This is a genomic window from Streptomyces sp. NPDC045470 (genome assembly GCF_040646595.1).
Lineage (GTDB): Bacteria > Actinomycetota > Actinomycetes > Streptomycetales > Streptomycetaceae > Streptomyces.
The window spans coordinates 22,511-38,043 of the sequence record NZ_JBEZAN010000024.1; the positions used below are offsets into that span (position 1 = coordinate 22,511).

General features: G+C 72.1%; 14 protein-coding genes. 6 read left to right on the plus strand and 8 right to left on the minus strand.

Going from position 1 to position 15,533, the window contains the following annotated elements:
- Window positions 1-42: 42 nt before the first annotated feature.
- The 6 genes from AB0A97_RS36880 to AB0A97_RS36905 all read right to left on the minus strand — a co-directional run bounded on the left by AB0A97_RS36880 (window position 43) and on the right by AB0A97_RS36905 (window position 5,969).
- Complete coding sequence (locus AB0A97_RS36880) at window positions 43-1,536, minus strand: HAMP domain-containing sensor histidine kinase (RefSeq protein ID WP_361158887.1); 1,494 nt, start codon at window positions 1,534-1,536, stop codon at window positions 43-45.
- A complete protein-coding gene (locus AB0A97_RS36885; RefSeq protein WP_361158890.1) occupies window positions 1,533-2,270 on the minus strand; it encodes a response regulator transcription factor in 738 nt (245 codons plus the stop codon). Before AB0A97_RS36885 ends, AB0A97_RS36880 begins: the two co-directional genes overlap by 4 nt.
- Before the next feature lie 170 nt (window positions 2,271-2,440).
- Window positions 2,441-2,740, minus strand: a complete 300-nt coding sequence (locus tag AB0A97_RS36890) for a hypothetical protein (RefSeq protein ID WP_361158893.1) — start codon at window positions 2,738-2,740, stop codon at window positions 2,441-2,443.
- Between the two features lie 72 nt (window positions 2,741-2,812).
- Complete coding sequence (locus AB0A97_RS36895) at window positions 2,813-3,946, minus strand: trypsin-like peptidase domain-containing protein (RefSeq protein WP_361158896.1); 1,134 nt, start codon at window positions 3,944-3,946, stop codon at window positions 2,813-2,815.
- Between the two features lie 88 nt (window positions 3,947-4,034).
- The gene (locus AB0A97_RS36900) at window positions 4,035-5,105 is read right to left on the minus strand and encodes a LacI family DNA-binding transcriptional regulator (protein ID WP_361158898.1); all 1,071 of its coding nucleotides are present in this window, start codon (window positions 5,103-5,105) and stop codon (window positions 4,035-4,037) included.
- Window positions 5,106-5,129: 24 nt separating this feature from the next.
- Window positions 5,130-5,969, minus strand: a complete 840-nt coding sequence (locus tag AB0A97_RS36905) for a response regulator transcription factor (protein ID WP_361158901.1) — start codon at window positions 5,967-5,969, stop codon at window positions 5,130-5,132.
- Between the two features lie 292 nt (window positions 5,970-6,261).
- Here AB0A97_RS36905 and AB0A97_RS36910 point away from each other — a divergent pair, with 292 nt between their 5' ends.
- Window positions 6,262-7,119: an alpha/beta fold hydrolase gene (locus tag AB0A97_RS36910; RefSeq protein WP_361158903.1), complete on the plus strand. Its 858-nt coding sequence runs from the start codon at window positions 6,262-6,264 to the stop codon at window positions 7,117-7,119.
- 108 nt (window positions 7,120-7,227) lie between these two features.
- Here the strand turns inward: AB0A97_RS36910 and AB0A97_RS36915 are convergent, their stop codons facing one another.
- Window positions 7,228-9,129: an ABC transporter ATP-binding protein gene (locus AB0A97_RS36915; RefSeq protein WP_361159062.1), complete on the minus strand. Its 1,902-nt coding sequence runs from the start codon at window positions 9,127-9,129 to the stop codon at window positions 7,228-7,230.
- A 59-nt stretch (window positions 9,130-9,188) separates the two neighbouring features.
- Window positions 9,189-10,922, minus strand: coding sequence for an ABC transporter ATP-binding protein (locus AB0A97_RS36920; RefSeq protein ID WP_361158905.1), 1,734 nt, complete (start codon window positions 10,920-10,922; stop codon window positions 9,189-9,191).
- A gap of 192 nt (window positions 10,923-11,114) precedes the next feature.
- Here AB0A97_RS36920 and AB0A97_RS36925 point away from each other — a divergent pair, with 192 nt between their 5' ends.
- From AB0A97_RS36925 to AB0A97_RS36945, 5 genes are all read left to right on the plus strand, one after another.
- The gene (locus AB0A97_RS36925; protein ID WP_238783586.1) at window positions 11,115-11,378 is read left to right on the plus strand and encodes a MoaD/ThiS family protein; all 264 of its coding nucleotides are present in this window, start codon (window positions 11,115-11,117) and stop codon (window positions 11,376-11,378) included.
- An 8-nt stretch (window positions 11,379-11,386) separates the two neighbouring features.
- Window positions 11,387-13,006 carry a hypothetical protein gene (locus AB0A97_RS36930; RefSeq protein ID WP_361158907.1) on the plus strand — a complete coding sequence of 540 codons (1,620 nt, stop codon included), beginning with the start codon at window positions 11,387-11,389 and terminating at the stop codon, window positions 13,004-13,006.
- A gap of 423 nt (window positions 13,007-13,429) precedes the next feature.
- A complete protein-coding gene (locus tag AB0A97_RS36935; RefSeq protein WP_361158909.1) occupies window positions 13,430-14,140 on the plus strand; it encodes a DUF2993 domain-containing protein in 711 nt (236 codons plus the stop codon).
- 257 nt (window positions 14,141-14,397) lie between these two features.
- Window positions 14,398-14,505 carry a putative leader peptide gene (locus tag AB0A97_RS36940; RefSeq protein ID WP_361158912.1) on the plus strand — a complete coding sequence of 36 codons (108 nt, stop codon included), beginning with the start codon at window positions 14,398-14,400 and terminating at the stop codon, window positions 14,503-14,505.
- 133 nt (window positions 14,506-14,638) lie between these two features.
- Window positions 14,639-15,484: a sulfurtransferase gene (locus AB0A97_RS36945; protein ID WP_361158914.1), complete on the plus strand. Its 846-nt coding sequence runs from the start codon at window positions 14,639-14,641 to the stop codon at window positions 15,482-15,484.
- Window positions 15,485-15,533 lie beyond the last annotated feature (49 nt).

The window sequence follows — 15,533 nt, forward strand, 5'->3', positions numbered from 1 at the left end:
CCGGTGGCCACGGGGCGGGGGCCCGCGGCCACCGGCCACCGGCTACGGCAGCTCCGGCGGCGGGGCAGCCGCCCCCGGCAGGCTCAGCACCGCCTCCGTGCCGCCGCCCGCCGGCGCCCGCAGCTCGACGCTGCCGCCCGCCTGGTAGGCCGTACGGGCCACGATCGACAGGCCGAGGCCGCTGCCCGGCAGGCTGCGGGCGGACGGCGAGCGCCAGAAGCGTTCAAACACGTGCGGCAGTTCCTCTTCCGGGATGCCGGGGCCGTGGTCGCGTACCCGCAGCTCGCCCTTGTGCAGCGCGACCTCGACGGCGCCGTCCGCCGCGCTGAACTTGACCGCGTTGTCCAGCAGGTTGACCACCGCGCGCTCCAGGGCCGCCGGTTCGCCCCGTACGTACCAGGGGTCCAGCTCGGCGGTGATGTCCAGGGAGGGGCCGCGCAGCCGGGCGCGGCGCAGGGCCGAGTCCACGACGTCGTGCAGCGCGACCACCGGTACGGAGGCCGCGCCGCCCGGCCGGGCTTCCGGTGTGCGGGAGAGTTCCTGGAGGTCGCCGATGAGTGCGGCCAGCTCCCCCATCTGCGCCTTCACCGAGGTCAGCAGCGCCTGTTTGTCCTCGGCGGGCAACTGCCGGCCGGACTGTTCACTGCGTACCAGCAGGTCGATGTTGGTGCGCAGCGAGGTCAGCGGCGTCCGCAGTTCGTGCCCGGCGTCCGCGATCAACTGCTGCTGGAGGTCCCGGGAGGAGGCCAGCGCGGCGGTCATGGAGTTGAAGGAGCGCGAGAGGCGGGCGATCTCGTCCTCGCCCTCGGCGGGGATGCGGATCGTCAAGTCCTCCGTACGGGCGACGTGTTCGACGGCTTCGGTGAGCCGGTCCACGGGTTTGAGTCCGGCCCGGGCCACCCACAGGCCCGCGGTGGCGGCGCCGAGGACACCGACGCCGGTGACGATCAGCAGGATCAGGGCGAGCTGGTTGAGGGGGTCGGTGACCGGGTCCATGGGGGTCGCGACGGAGATCGCGACCTGCGGGCCGAACCGGTCGGTCAGCGGGCCTCCGTAGGAGCGGGTGAGGACCCGCATCTCCTTGCCCTCGTCGGTCCGGGTGGTGTGGAACGACTGCTTGGACAGACCCCTGGCCACGTCCACGTCCGCCTTCTGCGCGGGGATGGCGGTCTTCGACCACGACGTGCAGACGTTGCCGTCGGGGGTCACGATCTGGATCGTGTAGTCGGTCGGCACCCCCAGCCAGACGTTGCCGGGCAGCGAACCGGTGCACTTGTCGCCCAGTGCCTGCACGATGCTGGCCGACACGGTCTGGTTGGCCAGCGTCTCGTCCAACTGCTCGGTCAGCCGGTCCCGGGTCACCAGCCAGCAGGCGGCCGCCGAGGCGGCCACGGCCAGCGCGACGGCGACCGCGGTGAGCAGGGCCAGCCGGGAGCGGAGCGGCAGCAGCCGGTAGCGGTGCACGACGCGCTCCTTCAGGCGCCGCCACGCACCGCCGCTCGGGGCGGTACCGCCCTGGGCGGGCACGTGGCTCATTCGGCGCCGCCCTCGGAGCGCAGCACGTACCCGACGCCGCGCACCGTGTGCACCAGCCGCGGTTCGCCGCCCGCCTCCGTCTTGCGGCGCAGGTACATCACGTACACGTCGAGGGAGTTGGAGGTCGGTTCGAAGTCGAAGCCCCAGACGGCCTTGAGGATCTGCTCCCGGGTGAGCACCTGGCGCGGGTGCGCGAGGAACATCTCCAGCAGGGTGAACTCGGTACGGGTCAGCTCGACCTGCCGCCCCCCGCGGGTCACCTCCCGCGTCGCCAGGTCCATCCGCAGGTCGGCGAAGGTCAGCGCCTCCCCCTCGGCGGGCTGCGCGCCGGCTGCCGCCGCGTACGAGGTGCGGCGCAGCAGCGCGCGGATACGGGCCAGGAGTTCGTCCAGTTCGAAGGGTTTGACGAGGTAGTCGTCGGCGCCCGCGTCGAGCCCGGTGACCCGGTCGCCCACCGTGTCCCGGGCGGTCAGCATCAGGATCGGTACGGTCACGCCGCTCGCCCGCAGCCGCCGGGCGGCGGTCAGCCCGTCCATCCGGGGCATCAGCACGTCCAGCACGATGAGTTCGGGGTCGTAGGAGGCGACCTTCTCGACCGCGTCGAGTCCGTCGACGGCCTGCTCGGTCCCGTAGCCCTCGAAGGCGAGGGAGCGCTGCAGCGCCTCCCGGACGGCGGGCTCGTCGTCGACGATCAGGATGCGGGCGGGCTGGTCACCGTGCTCGGCGGGACTCATCGCTGTGACTACCTCGGGTGTGGGTGTGGGCGGCTGACCGGGGGTTCCGCGGTCCAGCATGTCAGCCTCGCACGCCGGCGGCCGGGGTACGTCGCTCGGCACGGTCTCGTCGGTGGTCCGCACGGCGCCCGGTGCGCGGGGGTCGGCGCCGGGGTGGGCGGGCGCGCCGGTCATCTCCGGGCGGCGGCCCGGGGCGGCCGGGCCGTACCCGCCGCGCTGCCCCGCTTGGGGCGCGGCCGCGCGACCGCCGCGACCTCGGTGGGACGCCCGGCGCGGGCCGGCCGCACCCGGGCGTCGGCCTCGGCCAGGTCGAGGGCCAGGTCCAGGTCGGCGGGGCCGGTACGGGCGTCCGCGCCGTGGTCGACGGTCAGCACGCCCGCGCTGTGCCGCTTCGCGCCCGCGCTCCAGGCGATGACGGCGGCGACGGCACGGCGGGCGCGGTGGACCGGGACGGTGATCTTGCTGGCCATGGGGGTCCTCTCGTGCGTGAGGTTCGGGGCGGGGGAAGGAGAGGGAAGGGGAGAGGAGGGGGGGCCGCCGTCTCAGCTCTTGTTGCTGCCGCCCGCCCGCAGGTTGTCGAGGTCCGCCTTGACGGTGTTGATCGGGATGGCGAAGCCGAGGCCGACGCTCCCCGCCGAGCTGCTGCCCTGCGCGGAACTGGGCGAGTACATGGCCGAGTTGATGCCGATGACCTGGCCCTTCATGTCGATCAACGCGCCGCCGGAGTTGCCGGGGTTGAGCGCCGCGTCGGTCTGGATGGCCTTGTACGTGGTCTTCGACTGCCCGGTGTCGCCGTTGTACTGCTCGCCGCCGAACTCGAACGGCCAGCCCGGCCCGCCCCGCTGCGGCTGCCGCTCCTGGCCGTCGTCCTTGGGGACCGTCACATCGCGCTTGAGGGCGGAGACGATGCCGCTGGTGACCGAGCCGGTGAGCCCTTCGGGGGAGCCGATGGCCACGACCTCGTCGCCGACCGCCAGGTTGTCGGAGTTGCCGAGCGAGGCGGTGGTGAGGTTCTTGGCGCCCTTCACCTTGATCAGGGCCAGGTCCTTGTCCGGGTCGGTGCCCACCACGTCGGCCTGCTTCTTGGTGCCGTCGCTGAAGGTGACCTCGACCGAGGAGGCGCCGGCCACCACGTGGTTGTTGGTGATGATCTCGCCGTCCGGGGTGATGACCACGCCGGAGCCGGTGGACTCGCCGCTCGCCGTCCGCGCCTTGATCTCGACTATCGCGGGGGTGACGGCCTTGGCCACCGCGGAGACGCTGCCGCTGCTCTTGGCGGAGCCCGCGTTGACGGCCGGGGTGGTGGTGTTGGTCTGCGGCCGGTCCGTGGCGCTGCCGATCAGGGCGGCGCTGCCGCCGCCGATCAGACCGGAGGCGAGCGCCACGGCGGCGATCAGGGCGACGGGGCGGCGGGCCCGGCGGCGCGGCGCGGGGGCGCCGGTGCTGTCGGGGCCGTCCGGTCCACCCGGACCGCCCGAGCCGCCGAAACCGGCGGTGCCGCCGGGGGTGCCGGGGCCCTCGGGGGTGCCGGCCGCCGGCTGCGGCGCGGCGTACGGCGGGTGGGGCGGCGGAGGCGGGTAACCCGTCCCGCTCGTCCCGCCCTGCGCCTGCGGCCCGTGGGCGTAACCCTGGTGCTGAGGAGTCTCGTCGCCACTGCGGCGGTAGGTTTCGGTCATGTACCCGACTGTGCGAGCCGACCATGAGAACCGTCTGAGAACGCCCTGAGAGGCCCGACAGAAGTAGGTATGCCCGGTGTAAGGAAGATCAGCCGCGGGCGGCGCGCTCGGCGGCCGGCACCGCGCCGGCGGCGGCCGGGCCGCAGCCGCACGACCCCCGGACCACCAGTCTGGCCGGGAACAGCCGCAGCCGCTCGCGCCGCGATCCGACCACCCGCAGGCCGTCGTCCAGCACCAGGTCGACCGCCGCCCGCGCCATCGCCTCCCGGTCGGAGGCGACCGTGGTCAGCGGCGGGTCGGTCAGCGCGGCTTCCTTGACGTCGTCGAATCCGGCCACCGCCAGTTCGCCCGGTACGTCGATGCGCAGCTCGCGGGCGGCCCGCAGGACGCCGATCGCCTGGTCGTCGGTGGCGCACATGATGGCCGGCGGCCGGTCCGGACCGGCCAGCAGGTCCAGAGCGACCCGGTAGGCGTCGTAACGGTTGTACGGCGCCTGGAAATAACGCCCTTCGAGCGACTTTCCGGACTCCTCCATCGCCCGGCGCCAGCCCTCCAGGTGATCGGTCACCGGGTCGCCGGACTTCGGGGTCTGCTCCGTGCCGCCGAGGAAGGCGACGTACGGATGACCGTGCTCCAGCAGGTGCCGGGTCGCCAGTTGCGCGCCGCCGACGTCGTCCGTCATCACGGCCACGTCGTCGATGGCGTCGGGCCGCCGGTGCAGCAGCACCACCCGGGCGTCCCAGGCGTCGATCTCGGCCGCCGCGTGCTCACTGGGCCCCTGGCTGATCAGGATCAGCCCGGCCACCCGCATCCCCAAAAAGGCGCGCAAATAGTGCACTTCGCGCTCGTCGAGATAGTCGGCGTTGCCGACCAGGACCATCTTTCCGCGCTCGGCGGCAGCCTGCTCGACGGCGTGTGCCATCTCCGCGAAGAACGGCTGCCGGGTGTCCGGCACGATCAGTCCTATGAGGTCCGTACGCCGGGACGCCATCGCCTGGGCGACCCGGTCCGGGCGGTACCCCAGCTCCTTGATCGCGACGAGCACCCGCTCGCGCGTGGCCGGGGCGACCGGCCTCGGTCCGTTGTTGATGACGTAACTCACCACGGCGGTCGAGGTACCCGCCAGTTTTGCCACATCATCCCGCGTCACCTTGGCCACGCGCGGCAGTCTACGCGGGTGGCCTCAACTCTTGGCAGGCCGAGCCACGGCGGCTTCCCTCCCGGCGCCGGCGCGCGAGGGCGCGGAACGGCGCACGCCCGCGCCCGCGCCGTCCTGCGGACCGTCGCCGTTCACCGCGGCCCGGCCGCCGCGCCGCCCCTGCGGCTCCTTGTCCTCCGCCGCGCGCTCGGGCTTCTCCGGCGTGACGAAGCGGTAGCCGACGTTGCGTACGGTGCCGATCAGCGACTCGTGCTCGGGCCCCAGCTTCGCCCGCAGCCGACGGACGTGCACGTCCACGGTGCGGGTGCCGCCGAAGTAGTCGTAGCCCCAGACCTCTTGGAGCAACTGGGCGCGGGTGAAGACCCGGCCCGGGTGCTGCGCCAGGTACTTGAGCAGCTCGAACTCCTTGAAGGTCAGGTCCAGGACCCGGCCCTTGAGCTTGGCGCTGTAGGTCGCCTCGTCCACCGACAGATCGCCGTTGCGGATCTCCATCGGGCTGTCGTCGACGGTGATCTGCTGGCGCCCCATGGCCAGCCGCAGCCGGGCCTCGACCTCGGCCGGGCCCGCGGTGTCGAGCAGCACGTCGTCGATGCCCCAGTCCGCGGTGACGGCGGCCAGACCGCCCTCGGTCACCACCAGCACGAGGGGGCAGCCGGGGCCGGTGGACCGCAGCAGTTGGCACAGCGACCGTACGTGCGGCAGGTCGCGCCGCCCGTCGATCAGTATGACGTCGGCCCCGGGGGTGTCCACCAGGGCCGGTCCCTCGGCGGGGGCGACCCGCACGCTGTGCAGCAGCAGGCCGAGCGCGGGGAGCACCTCCGTCGAGGGCTGGAGGGCGTTGGTCAGCAGTAGCAGCGAGCTCATCGCCGATCACCCGCCCGGGTCCCGGCCGGCCGTTTACTGCCCTTGGTGTCCTGCACGCTTCGCTCGCCCATTGCGTCTGGTTCCTCCTCGGTCCCTGCGAACGGGGCCCCTCCCATGCCCGCTCCTGGCCATGGGGGCGTATGCGGCACTGCTTCGTACGGGTGGCTCCCGAGCCCCGTTCAGGGCCCTGTGGAGCGCCGGTGCGCTCATCCGCGCGTGAACGCGGGTGAAAGCACAAAAGGACCCGGGGGCAACGCTGCCCGGATCCTTCTTGCCCAGCAGAATAGCCCACATGACTTCCGGACCCGAGGCGGATTTTGCGCGATCTTGTGTTCCGTCGATCACTTCGAGTGGCCGGCGCACGTCGTTGTTGACGGCGGACGGGGTCCGGATCGACGCCGCTCACCTGCCGTCGCACGCCCCCTCGGGCACCCCTGCGGACGGTCTGGCCGTCGTCCTCGCGCACGGCTTCACCGGGGCGCTGGAGCGGCCCGCGCTGCGCCGGGCGGCCGCGGTCTTCGCCCAGCGTGCGGGCGTGATCACGTTCTCCTTCCGGGGCCACGGGCGGTCCGGCGGGCGCTCCACGGTCGGCGACCGCGAGGTGCTGGACCTGGCCGCGGCGGTCGGCTGGGCGCGCGCCCTGGGCTACCGCCGGGTCGCGACCGTGGGCTTCTCGATGGGCGGCTCGGTCGTGCTGCGGCACGCCGCGCTCTACGGAGGGGCGCGCGAGGGGCGCACGGATGCGCATACCGACACGGTGGTGTCGGTGAGCGCTCCCGCGCGGTGGTTCTACCGCGGTACGGCTTCGATGCGCAGGCTGCACTGGGTGGTGACGCGGCCCACGGGGCGCCTGGTGTCCCGCCTGGGGCTGCGCACCCGTGTCCACCCGGAGGACTGGGACCCCGTGCCGCTCTCCCCCGTGGCGGCCGTCCCGCGGATCACGCCCACCCCGCTGCTCGTCGTGCACGGCGACCGGGACCCGTACTTCCCGCTGGACCACCCCCGGATGCTCGCCGCGGCCGCCGACCCGGCGACCAGCGCGCTGTGGCTGGAGCGCGGCTTCGGCCACGCGGAGAACGCGGCGCCCCGGGAACTCCTCGAACGGATCGCGGCATGGACGGCCGAACGGGTGGCGGAACAGGCGACGTGACCACGGCGGCGGCCCGTACCGTGAGAGGTACGGGCCGCCGCCGGGTGCTACGGGCCGTCGACAGGACCGTCGCGCACGGACCGTCGGCCGGGCTTCAGCCGCGGGCGCTCACTCCGCCTCCGCCAGCGGCTCCGCGAACTGCGCCGCGTACAGCTTCGCGTAGGCGCCGTCCGCCGCCAGCAGGGCGTCGTGCGTGCCCTGCTCCACGATCGCGCCGGACTCCATGACCAGGATCAGGTCCGCGTCACGGATGGTGGACAGCCGGTGCGCGATCACGAAGCTGGTGCGGCCGGTGCGCAACCGCGCCATGGCGTGCTGGATGAGCACCTCGGTGCGGGTGTCGACCGAGCTGGTGGCCTCGTCCAGGACCAGGATCGCCGGCTCGGCGAGGAACGCCCGGGCGATGGTGATGAGCTGCTTCTCGCCCACCGAGACGTTGCCGCCCTCGTCGTCGATGACGGTGTCGTACCCGTCGGGCAGGGTCCGCACGAAGCGGTCCACGTGGGTGGCCTTGGCCGCCTCGATGATCTTGTCCATCGAGGTGCCCTCGGGAGCGCCGTAGGCGATGTTCTCGGCGATGGTGCCGCCGAAGAGCCAGGTGTCCTGGAGGACCATGCCGATGTGGGAGCGCAGCCCCTCCCGGGTCATCGCCTGGATGTCCACGCCGTCCAGGGTGATCCGGCCGCCGCGCACCTCGTAGAACCGCATCAGCAGGTTGACCAGCGTGGTCTTGCCGGCGCCGGTCGGGCCGACGATCGCCACCGTCTGGCCCGGGTGGACGGCGAGCGACAGGGCGTCGATGAGCGGCTTGTCGTCCTCGTAGCGGAACGAGACGTCCTCGAAGACGACATGGCCGCTGACGTGCCCGGGGCGCTGCGGCCGGGCGGCGTCCGGCTCCTGCTCCTCGGCGTCCAGCAGCTCGAAGACCCGCTCCGCCGAGGCGACGCCGGACTGCACCATGTTGGCCATGGAGGCGACCTGGGTGAGCGGCTGGCTGAACTGCCGGGAGTACTGGATGAACGCCTGCACGTCGCCGATGGACAGCGCGCCGGACGCGACGCGCAGACCGCCGACCACCGCCACCAGGACGTAGTTCAGGTTGCCGATGAACATCATCGCGGGCTGGATGATCCCGGAGATGAACTGGGCCTTGAAGCCCGCCTCGTACAGCGCCTCGTTCTGCCGGCGGAACAGCTCGGCGGACTCCTTCTGGCGGCCGAAGACCTTCACCAGGGAGTGGCCGGTGTACATCTCCTCGATGTGCGCGTTGAGCTTGCCGGTGGTCTTCCACTGCTGCACGAACTGGGGCTGCGCCCGCTTGCCGACCTTGGTCGCGACGAGGATGGAGACCGGCACCGTGACCAGCGCGACCAGGGCCAGCAGCGGCGAGATCCAGAACATCATCGCCAGCACACCGACGATGGTCAGCAGCGAGGCGACGATCTGGCTCAGGGTCTGCTGGAGCGTCTGCGCGATGTTGTCGATGTCGTTGGTGGCGCGGGAGAGGACCTCGCCGCGCGGCTGCTTGTCGAAGTAGCGCAGCGGCAGCCGCGCCAGCTTCTCCTCCACCTGCTCGCGCATCCGGAAGACGGTCCGCTGCACGACACGGGTGGCGATCCGGGCCTGCACGAAGCCGAAGAACGAGGCGCCGAGGTAGATCAGGAAGACCCACAGCAGGACCACGCCGACCGCGCCGAAATCGATGCCCACGCCGGGCACGACCGGCATCGTGCCGAGCATGTCGGCCAGCCCGTTCTCGCCCTGCGCCCGCAGGTGCGCGACGGCCTCGGCCCGGCTGATGCCGCCGGGCAACTGCCGCCCGACGACGCCCGCCATGATCAGGTCGGTGGCGTGGCCGAGGACCTTGGGGGCGACCACGTTCAGCGCGACGCTGAGCAGCCCCAGCGCCAGCGCCACCCAGATGACCGCCCGCTCGGGCTTCATCTGCCGCAGCAGCCGCAGGCTGGAGCCCTTGAAGTCCATGACGTTCTCGGTGGGCTGGCCGCCCATCATGCGCGCGGGCCCGGCGGCCGGCGCGGGGCCGCGCTGCTGCGGGGCCTTCTGGCTGCTCACGCCGCCTCCTGCTCGGTGAGCTGGGACAGGACGATCTCCCGGTAGGTCTCGTTGTCCGCCATCAGCTCGGTGTGCGTGCCGGTGCCGACCACCCGGCCCTCGTCCAGGACGACGATGCGGTCGGCGCCGCGGATCGTGGAGACGCGCTGGGCGACGATGACGACGGTGGCCCGGCCGGTCTCCCGGGCCAGCGCGGCCCGCAGCGCGGCGTCCGTGGCGTAGTCCAGGGCCGAGAAGGAGTCGTCGAAGAGGTAGATCTCCGGCTTGCGCACCAGCGCCCGCGCGATGGCCAGGCGCTGCCGCTGCCCGCCGGAGACGTTGCCGCCGCCCTGGGCGATCGGCGCGTCCAGGCCGTCCTCCATGCGTTCGACGAAGTCCCGGGCCTGCGCGATCTCCAGCGCGTGCCACAGTTCCTCGTCGGTGGCGTCCGGGTTGCCGTAGCGCAGGTTCGTGGCGACGGTCCCGGAGAAGAGGTACGGCTTCTGGGGCACGAGGCCGATGGCGGTGGCCAGCGTCTCGGGGGCGAGGGTGCGGACGTCCACGCCGTCCACCAGGACCGCGCCGCCCGTCGCGTCGAACAGCCGCGGCACCAGCCCCAGGAGGGTGGATTTGCCGCTGCCGGTCGAGCCGATGACGGCGGTGGTCTCGCCGGGGCGGGCGACGAGCGAGACGTCCTTGAGGACCGGCTCCTCGGCACCCGGGAAGCGGAACTCGACGTTCCGGAGTTCCAGTTCACCGTGCCGGCGCAGCTCGGTGACCGGCTGCTCCGGCGGGGTGACGCTGGTGTCGGTGGCCAGCACCTCCTGGATGCGCTCGGCGCAGACCTCGGCGCGCGGCAGCATCATCACCATGAACGTCGCCATCATGATCGACATGAGGATGTACATCAGGTAGCTGAGGAAGGCGGTCAGCGCGCCGATCTGCATGCCGCCGCTGTCGATGCGGTGTCCGCCGAACCACACGACGGCCACGCTCGACACATTCACCACCAGCATGACCAGCGGGAACATCAGCGACATCAGCCGGCCGGCGCGCAGCGACACGTCGTACAGGTCGTGGTTGGCGCCCGCGAAACGCTCGCGCTCGTACCCGTCCCGGACGAAGGCCCGGATGACCCGTATCCCGGTGATCTGCTCGCGCAGCACCCGGTTGACGGTGTCGATACGGTCCTGCACCCCGCGGAACAGCGGGCGCATCCGCCGGGTGACCAGCGAGACGAGGATCGCCAGGACCGGGACGATGACCAGGATCAGACCGGACAGCGGTACGTCCTGGTTGAGCGCCATCACCACGCCGCCGACGCACATGATGGGCGCCGCCACCATCATCGTGAACGTCATCAGGACCAGCATCTGGACCTGCTGCACGTCGTTGGTGGTGCGGGTGATCAGGGACGGCGCGCCGAACCTGCCCACCTCGCGGGAGGAGAAGGACTGCACCCGGTCGAAGACCGCGGCCCGGATGTCACGGCCCAGTGCCATGGCTGTGCGGGCACCGAAGTAGACGGCGCAGACCGAGCAGGCGATCTGCAGCAGGGTCACGGCGACCATGACGCCGCCGAGGCCCAGGATGTAACCCATGTCCCCCTTGACGACACCGTTGTCGATGATGTCGGCGTTCAGGGTGGGCAGGTAGAGGGTGGCCAGCGTCTGGACGAGCTGGAGCAGCACGATCAGGGATATGGGGCGCATGTGGGGCCGCAGATGCGCCCGCGCCAATCGGACCAACACTGTTCGAGCCTATGCGAGCCCTTGCCCGCGGCAATCGAATTTCCCTGTACCACTTGAACGAAGCAGGAGGTTTTGCCAGAACTTGTCCGGACAGCCGCCGAAGTTGCCCGGAACGGCACCCGCCGCGGCGTACGCCATCATGGAGGCCCCTGACGACGCACGACGAACGACGATGAAGATGAAGAGGCCGCCGTGACAACAACTGGCACCGTGCGCTACTGGGCCGCGGCGAAGGCCGCCGCCGGCACCGCCGAGGAGCCGTACGCGGCGGCGACACTCGCCGAGGCACTGGCCGCGGCACGCGAGCGGCACGCCGCGAACCCCGAGTTCGCCCGCGTCCTGCTGCGCTGCTCGTTCCTGGTGGACGGCGACCCGGTCGGCGGCCGCGACCACGCGGCCGTCCGGCTGGCCGAGGGCGGCACCGTCGAGGTCCTGCCGCCGTTCGCGGGAGGATGAGCGAGACCATGAGCGAGAACCAGCCGCAGAATCCCTACGGGTCCTACGACCCGTACCAGCCGCAGGACCAGCGGCAGCAGCCGCAGCAGCCCGCGCACCCGCAGCAGCCCGCGGCCGATTCGCAGGCGCCGTACGACGCGCACGGTTCCTACGGGTCCGGCGACGCGTACGGGACACCGGCGCCGCAGTCGTACGGCAGTCACGGCGGCACGTACGGCCAGGCGCCGCAGCAGGGCTACGGGCAGCAGCCGTACGAGCACCAGGCATACGGAACCCCGGCGTACGGCCAGCAGCAGCCCCCGCAGCAACACCCCCAGCAGACCTACGACGCGTACGGGCGGCCGCAGCAGACCGCCTGGCCAGCGGCGGCCGGACAGCAGCAGCAGACCGGCCAGTACGGGCAGCAGAGCCAAGCCGGTCAGTCCGGCCAGTACGGGCAGCAGAACCAGTACGGGCAGCAGGGACAGACCGGCCGGTCCGGCCAGTACGCCACCGGGCCGGACGGCCGTCCCGCCCAGGGACAGCACGCGTCCGGGGCCGGCTCGTACGGCTCCTCCTCGCACGGCTCCTCCCCGTACGGATCCGACGCGTACGCCACGGGCGGCGGCCAGGACGATCCGCAGACCCAGATCTGGACGGCACCGACCTGGGACACCGGCGTCCAGTTGCCCGTCGTGGGCGGCCCGGACCCGGCGAACCCCGGCCCGTCCGCACCGGACCGGTCCGCCGAAGAGACCGCGTACCTGCCGAAGCAGACCCCGGAACCGGCCGCCGCCCGCGCCCCGCAGCCGCAGCCCCGGGCCCAGTCCCGGCACCGGGCCGCGCCGGAACCCGAGCGGTCCGCGGCCGAGCCCGCGCCCGACCTGTCGCGGCTCGCGCCCAACCAGCGCGCCCGTGCCGAAGGCCGCTCGCCGATCATCCCGCCCGGTCTGCGGCCCGCCGCCCTCACCGCCGTCCTGGCCCTGCTCCTCGCCCTCGCCGCGCCGCTGCCCCGAGTGGCCCTGATGGTGCCGGTGGTACTCCTCCAGGCCGTCACCGCAGCGGGCTGGTTCCGCCTCAACGGCATGTGGCCCGCCCGGCAGGGCATCGCCCTCGCCTTCCTGGCGGGTGTGACCACCGACGTCGCGCTGCTGGCCACCGAACGTGACCAGGCGCCCGTGGTCGCCATCGGCACCCTCGGCGTCTGGTGCCTGTTCGTCCTCGTCCTCCAACTGCGCAACCGCAGCAGCGCGGACGAGCGGATGTACGCGCTGACCGCCGGCCTCACCTCCAGCGCCCTGGTGGTCCTGGCCGCCGGGCAGCTCGCCGCCACGGCGCACGCCGTGACGGTGGGCTGTGTCGCGGTCGCGGTGACCGCCCTCGCCCGCGCGCTGCCGCTGCCGTCGGCCGCCTCACTGGTCGTCGCCCTGCTCGGCGGCGCCGGCGCGGGCATCGCGGTCGGCCAGCTCACCGGTCTGGGCGCGTCCGGCGCTCTGCTGGGCCTGGTGGCCGGCGGCTGTGCCCTGATCGGCCTCCGGGTGGCCAGCTACGACTACCCGTCCCGCTTCGTGCACATGACGGCGGGCGTCGCCCTGCCGTTGACCCTGGCGGCCCCGGCGATCTACGTGCTGGGGCGGGCGCTGGCCTGAGCGCCGGCTGTCATGGGCGGGCCCGGTGACGATCCCGGGCCCGCCTCCGGCCGTTCGTCGGCCGTTCGTCGGGCTGACATCGGGCTGGCGTGCGTCGGGCTGGCGTGCGTCGGGCTGGCGTCGGCTGCGCGCCCTACTGGGCGATCGCACACGTTCCCCCACCGGGGGCCTACCCAGGCGTAGCCGCGCCGAAGCCCCGAAGCTCACGCGGCGTGACACCGCGAGACACCCCGGAACACCCCGGAACACCGCGGAACACCCCAGGACACCGCGGGACACCGCGAGACGCCCCGGGACACCCCGGTCACCGGCCGGAAAAGGCACCTCCCCCATTCGTCCGGTTAGGCTCGCACGCAGCAGACCGGGGGCCTGACCCGGAAAAACCGGGCCGATTTCGGCCCCACGCCTGGGGGTAGTGGTTCGATGCGCGCACTGCGAGTGCTGTTGGTGATCGTCGTGATACTCGGCGGCCTGTTCGTGGCCGCCGACCGGATCGCCGTGAACTTCGCCGAGGACAAGGCCGCTGACAAGATCCGCAGCAGCCAGGGCCTGGACCGTACGCCGGAGGTGTCCATCACCGGCTTCCCGTTCCTGACCCAGGTCGCGGGCCGCAGCCTGGACCGGGTGGACGCCAGGATCGACGGCCTGAACGCCACCGCCGAGGGTCACACCCTGCGCATCCAGGAGCTGTCGGCGCAGTTCCACGACGTGAAGCTGACCAGCGACTACACCTCGATCGAGCGCGCCGCGAGCGCCACCGGCGAGGCCCGGATCTCGTACGCGGACCTGACCACCGCCTCGGGCAGGAACATCAAGGTGAGCTACGGCGGCGAGAAGAACGGCAAGAGCCAGGTGAAGATCTCCCCGAACCTGCCGAACCTGCCGATGCTGAACTCGCTGGAGGTCACCGGCACGGTGAGCACCGTGAACGGCGACACCGTCCGGCTGCGTGCCGACACCCTCCCGGCCCTCTGCTCCCAGCTCTCCGCCTGCCGCGACCAGGTCCGCGCACAGACCGACCACGAGTGGAAGCTGAACCGGCTGCCCGGCGGCCTGAAGCTGGACAAGGTGGTCGCGACGCGGGAGGGCCTCTCGATCTCGGCCAGCGGCAAGGACGTCAAGCTGCCCGGCTGATCCGCCCGGCACACCGCCCGGCCGGGGCTCCCCCCACCCCCGGCCGCCGGAAACAGGTCGAATCGCCACCCATCGCCCGGCCGTCCGCACACTGAGACACCTCGTCCCGCACGCCAGACCCCGACCGGCGCGCGGGCCGCGGCGGTACGGTCCGCACGCCCCTCGCACCACCCCTCCGTACCACGATACGGACCGGCACGTCTCAGCATCCGACACGCCGGTGACACGTCCCGCCGCCCCTCCCTACGATCGGTCGCATGCAGAGCTCTCTGAGCGGTTCCCGTTCGCGGGGACAGGCGATCCTCACGAAGCGGCGGGCAGTCGACCTGTGCCGCGTCGCCGCCATGCTCTGTCGCACTGCCTGACGGGCGGTCTCTTCCCCCGTCTCCGCCCGGCCCGCTGAGGCCACACCTGCCACTTCCCCACGCAGCGCCGCGTCCCTCGCCGCAGCGCGCACCGGCGTACGCGTGCCCCGTAACTGCCCCGGAGGAGAACAACATGAGCCGTAGCGACGTCCTGGTGGACGCCGACTGGGTCGAGGCCCACATCGACGACCCGAAGGTGGTCATCGTCGAGGTCGACGAGGACACCTCGGCCTACGACAAGAACCACATCAAGAACGCCGTCCGCATCGACTGGCAGAAGGACCTCCAGGACCCGGTGCGCCGCGACTTCGTCGACCAGGCGGGCTTCGAGAAGCTGCTCTCCGGGAAGGGCATCGCCAACGACGACACCGTCGTCCTCTACGGCGGCAACAACAACTGGTTCGCCTCGTACGCCTACTGGTACTTCAAGCTCTACGGCCACGACAGCGTCAAGCTGCTCGACGGCGGCCGCAAGAAGTGGGAGCTGGACTCCCGCGACCTGGTCGACGGCTCGCAGGTGCCGAACCGCCCGCAGACCGACTACAAGGCGAAGGCCCAGGACACCTCCATCCGCGCCTTCCGTGACGACGTCGTCGCCGCGATCGGCAACCTGAACCTGGTCGACGTGCGCTCCCCCGACGAGTTCAGCGGCAAGCTGCTCGCCCCTGCGCACCTCCCGCAGGAGCAGTCGCAGCGCCCCGGCCACGTGCCGAGCGCCCGCAACATCCCGTGGTCGAAGAACGCCAACGACGACGGCACCTTCAAGTCGGACGACGAGCTCAAGGCGCTCTACGAGACCGAGAACGTGGACCTGGCGAAGGACACCATCGCCTACTGCCGCATCGGCGAGCGCTCGGCGCTCACCTGGTTCGTGCTGCACGAGCTGCTCGGCCAGTCCAACGTCAAGAACTACGACGGCTCCTGGACCGAGTACGGCTCGCTGGTCGGCGTGCCGATCGAGCTCGGCGCCGCGAAGTAGGCGCACCGCCTTCCCGTTCCCCTCACCCCACCTCACCAAGGACGACTCA

Bases quoted from the DNA above. Each gene is read 5' to 3' on its own strand.
- AB0A97_RS36895 (WP_361158896.1), bottom strand. From the start codon at position 3,946: ATGACCGAAACCTACCGCCGCAGTGGCGACGAGACTCCTCAGCACCAG.
- AB0A97_RS36945 (WP_361158914.1), top strand. From the start codon at position 14,639: ATGAGCCGTAGCGACGTCCTGGTGGACGCCGACTGGGTCGAGGCCCAC.
- AB0A97_RS36910 (WP_361158903.1), top strand. From the start codon at position 6,262: ATGACTTCCGGACCCGAGGCGGATTTTGCGCGATCTTGTGTTCCGTCG.
- AB0A97_RS36915 (WP_361159062.1), bottom strand. From the start codon at position 9,129: ATGGGCGGCCAGCCCACCGAGAACGTCATGGACTTCAAGGGCTCCAGC.
- AB0A97_RS36930 (WP_361158907.1), top strand. From the start codon at position 11,387: ATGAGCGAGAACCAGCCGCAGAATCCCTACGGGTCCTACGACCCGTAC.
- AB0A97_RS36940 (WP_361158912.1), top strand. From the start codon at position 14,398: ATGCAGAGCTCTCTGAGCGGTTCCCGTTCGCGGGGACAGGCGATCCTC.
- AB0A97_RS36885 (WP_361158890.1), bottom strand. From the start codon at position 2,270: ATGAGTCCCGCCGAGCACGGTGACCAGCCCGCCCGCATCCTGATCGTC.
- AB0A97_RS36935 (WP_361158909.1), top strand. From the start codon at position 13,430: ATGCGCGCACTGCGAGTGCTGTTGGTGATCGTCGTGATACTCGGCGGC.
- AB0A97_RS36890 (WP_361158893.1), bottom strand. From the start codon at position 2,740: ATGGCCAGCAAGATCACCGTCCCGGTCCACCGCGCCCGCCGTGCCGTC.
- AB0A97_RS36905 (WP_361158901.1), bottom strand. From the start codon at position 5,969: ATGAGCTCGCTGCTACTGCTGACCAACGCCCTCCAGCCCTCGACGGAG.
- AB0A97_RS36880 (WP_361158887.1), bottom strand. From the start codon at position 1,536: ATGAGCCACGTGCCCGCCCAGGGCGGTACCGCCCCGAGCGGCGGTGCG.